The sequence below is a fragment of the uncultured Tessaracoccus sp. genome, assembly GCF_947255005.1.
Lineage (GTDB): Bacteria > Actinomycetota > Actinomycetes > Propionibacteriales > Propionibacteriaceae > Arachnia.
In genome coordinates this window covers 1-2940 of sequence record NZ_CAMYFI010000129.1, presented here as the reverse complement: position 1 = coordinate 2940, position 2940 = coordinate 1, and the positions used below count along the sequence as shown (strand labels likewise).

The 2940-nt window shown below is 63.8% G+C and carries 7 protein-coding genes; all 7 read left to right on the top strand.

The features are described 5' to 3' along the window. Positions 1–31 precede the first annotated feature (31 nt). Positions 32–217, top strand: a complete 186-nt coding sequence (locus tag Q0X61_RS13195) for a hypothetical protein (RefSeq protein ID WP_005295559.1) — start codon at positions 32–34, stop codon at positions 215–217. Continuing rightward, the gene (locus Q0X61_RS13190) at positions 214–864 is read left to right on the top strand and encodes a hypothetical protein (protein ID WP_005295561.1); all 651 of its coding nucleotides are present in this window, start codon (positions 214–216) and stop codon (positions 862–864) included. Before Q0X61_RS13195 ends, Q0X61_RS13190 begins: the two co-directional genes overlap by 4 nt. Positions 865–866: 2 nt before the next feature. Next, positions 867–1064: a DUF4314 domain-containing protein gene (locus tag Q0X61_RS13185; protein WP_005295562.1), complete on the top strand. Its 198-nt coding sequence runs from the start codon at positions 867–869 to the stop codon at positions 1062–1064. Between the two features lie 94 nt (positions 1065–1158). Continuing rightward, positions 1159–1494 carry a hypothetical protein gene (locus Q0X61_RS13180; protein ID WP_297743344.1) on the top strand — a complete coding sequence of 112 codons (336 nt, stop codon included), beginning with the start codon at positions 1159–1161 and terminating at the stop codon, positions 1492–1494. Positions 1495–1688: 194 nt separating this feature from the next. Continuing rightward, positions 1689–1976 (top strand): hypothetical protein, encoded by a 288-nt coding sequence (locus Q0X61_RS13175; protein ID WP_014320308.1) that lies wholly within the window; start codon positions 1689–1691, stop codon positions 1974–1976. 33 nt (positions 1977–2009) lie between these two features. Continuing rightward, positions 2010–2300 (top strand): pseudouridine synthase, encoded by a 291-nt coding sequence (locus tag Q0X61_RS13170; RefSeq protein ID WP_201806609.1) that lies wholly within the window; start codon positions 2010–2012, stop codon positions 2298–2300. A 107-nt stretch (positions 2301–2407) separates the two neighbouring features. Next, positions 2408–2940, top strand: a 533-nt coding sequence (locus Q0X61_RS13165) for a terminase large subunit domain-containing protein (protein WP_297743338.1), incomplete at its 3' end; no start/stop codon positions are given.

The following is a 2940-nucleotide window of genomic DNA, read 5'->3' as shown; positions in this document are numbered from 1 at the left end:
ACCTGGGGGAACCGAGCGAAAAGGACTGGTCATGAGTGAATTACACATCGAAATCAGCGAGCTCATCGCAGCCGGAGTCAACGTCTACGACCCCGAGGAAACCCTGCGGGTTGCCACAGCACGCGGCTACCAGCTGGTGGTGCGCGTGATCGAGCACGACCCGAAGCGTTTCCTCACCATGGTGGCCGCCTGGTTCGAGCAGGAGGTCGTGGCATGAGCATCCTCGCCTTCACCCCGCACAAAACGGGCAGGAAAAAGCTCGCCCAGCTTCTCGCCGATCACCTTGGCACCGAGGCCACCTATCTGGGCACGCCCTCGTTTGCCTACCAGATCGCAGACGCCACGCTGGATCGGGACTGGACCCTCTACCTGCCAGATGGCATCGAGGCGCAGGCCGTGCTCGAGGCCGCCCACAAGGCGGGCTTTGAAACCGCCGACCCGGGCGAGGTGGCGTTGACGGTCACGATGCCCACCACCGGGTGGAGTGAGCGCACTCGCGCCAACCTCGAAGCGCTCCTGGCAGCCAAAGGGCCACTGATCGCCAAGGCCCTGGGCATCCCGGCCACACCCATCGAGTTCAACGATGACGAGACCGTCTCGTTCCCGTGGTGTGAGTCGATTACGCCGGAGACGGCACGCGAGGCGGTGATCCCGCTTGTGGCCAGGCTCTGCCAGCGCGCCCAGGAGGCAACCCGGATCCGCTCCACGCCGCCAGCACCGGGCAATGACAAGTACACGATGCGCTGCTTCCTGCTTTCCCTGGGCTTCATCGGCCCCGAATACAAGCAGGCACGCCGCATCCTGCTGGCAGGCCTGGAAGGGGACGCCGCCTGGCGCACCCCGACGAGCAGGAAGGAGGATTGACCATGACTCCTGGCCAGCGGGTGCGCCTGATCGCCACCAGCGACCCGTACACGACGCTGCGCCCCGGTGTGCTTGGCACCGTGGCGTTCGTCGACGACCTCGGCACCGTCCACGTCGACTGGGACACCGGATCGAACCTGGGGCTCATCCCGGGCGAGGACTCCTGGGAAACCCTACCCACTGAAAAGCCCGAAAAATAGCGGCTCATCAGGGCAAATAGTGACTGGATATGCGGCACAACGTATGGCTGTATGTACATACCGAAAGCACACCACCTCAGGGAAGGACACAGCCATGAACCCCCAGCCACAGATGAGCATCGAAGAGGACACCACCCAGCACCTGGTCGAGGACGCGAACCGGCTCGGCTACACCATCGTCACCATCGACACCACAGACGACCTCGCGATCGAGATCCGCCCCGCAGCCCGCCTGCCGTACACCCCGCCCTTGTACCGGGATTGGCAGACCGGCCAGTGGACGATCCAAACCACCTCATACGGCTCCCTCGACCCGGAAGAGATCGAGAAGGTCACCGACGGCTACCGACGCGCCATTGCCATGGTCAGCGAACTGGCACCCCTGAACGCCCGCGACCTGGTGAACTACAGCATCACCCGCAACGCCTGACCTTTTGGCACCCGCAAACCCTGCCACGAGCGGGGTTTCCTCTCGTCACAAGCCTTGTTTCTCCACGGTTTTCTTAAGTGCTGTAGATCCCAAAAAATAGTGCCTGATCTGGGCAAATACGACTGGATAAGCGCCCGCACCTATGGCTGTATGTACATGACAAAAGAACAGCCCCTCAGGAAAGGACAACAGCCATGAACACCACCGAGAAGCTCACCACCGAAGCCCTGCAGATGCGCGTCGACTCCTACGGGGCGATCCTCGCACACGGCGACTACACGCTGGCCACCTTCGCGACCTGGACCAAGAAAGACGGCTACGGCAACAGCGCCCAGGTCTACCGCCTCACCGAAGCTCCGATCGACGGCTTCGGCCCGAACGCACGCGGCCGCAGCGAATGCGCCCTGGAGCTCATCGCCGAGGCCGACCACCTTTTCGCAGACGCCGGGCACGCCATCGCCTGGGCCCTGACCCAGATCTAACCCACACCCCACCAAGGCCAAGGAGGACACCCGATGGACGCCACCAGAGAGCTGGTCACCAACCACCTGGAGATCCCCGCCGACGCCGCCCCGCACGGTGAGATCCAGGCCGCCGCCGAGATCCCCTTCAGCGTCCTCGACGAGCTCGCCGAGGAGGTCGGGGCCGAGAAGATCCCGGTCCACACGCTCAGCCGCATCGGCTGGCACTACACCAAAGCCGACCAGATCATCGCCCTGGCCGGGCAGCGCGGCCTGTCCGATTGGCGATACGGCGGCTTCGACACCGACCAGGTGGTCGCCGACTTCCGCGCCACCTACTGCTAACCCCTCGCGCCGCCCTGACCACGCAGACGGGCCGGGCCCTGCACGAACTGTTTCGCCCCACACGGTTGGGGCTTTTCTTATGCCCCGAGGAAGGAGCTGCCGCCACGATGACGAGCACGTATCAACCAACCCGGTTCATGGCAGACGGCTCCACCTACAACCAACGCAAAGCCGACTTCGCCGTGGCGTTCATTCAGGCGCTGCGCCACACCAAAGGCCGCTGGGCAGGAAAACCCTTCACACTGCTGGGTTGGCAAGAACAGATCGTGCGCGACCTGTTCGGCACCATCAAGCCCGACGGCTACCGCCAGTTCACCACCGCCTATGTGGAAATCCCCAAGAAGCAGGGCAAGTCCGAGCTGGCCGCCGCGATCGCGCTGCTGCTGACCTGCGGGGACGGGGAGCAAGCCGCCGAGGTCTACGGGTGCGCGGCCGACCGGCAGCAAGCCAGCATCGTCTTCGAGGTCGCCGCCGACATGATCCGCCAATCACCAGCCCTATCGAAGCGGGTGAAAATCCTCAGCAGTCAGAAGCGGATCATCTACAAGCCGACCAACAGCTTCTACCAGGTGCTCTCGGCTGAGGCGTACTCCAAGCACGGGTTCAACATCTCCGGTGTCGTCTTTGACGAGCTGCACAC

Excerpts from the sequence above, each read along its gene's own strand:
- Q0X61_RS13180 (WP_297743344.1), top strand. The coding sequence starts at position 1,159 with ATGAACCCCCAGCCACAGATGAGCATCGAAGAGGACACCACCCAGCAC.
- Q0X61_RS13175 (WP_014320308.1), top strand. The coding sequence starts at position 1,689 with ATGAACACCACCGAGAAGCTCACCACCGAAGCCCTGCAGATGCGCGTC.
- Q0X61_RS13170 (WP_201806609.1), top strand. The coding sequence starts at position 2,010 with ATGGACGCCACCAGAGAGCTGGTCACCAACCACCTGGAGATCCCCGCC.
- Q0X61_RS13195 (WP_005295559.1), top strand. The coding sequence starts at position 32 with ATGAGTGAATTACACATCGAAATCAGCGAGCTCATCGCAGCCGGAGTC.
- Q0X61_RS13190 (WP_005295561.1), top strand. The coding sequence starts at position 214 with ATGAGCATCCTCGCCTTCACCCCGCACAAAACGGGCAGGAAAAAGCTC.
- Q0X61_RS13185 (WP_005295562.1), top strand. The coding sequence starts at position 867 with ATGACTCCTGGCCAGCGGGTGCGCCTGATCGCCACCAGCGACCCGTAC.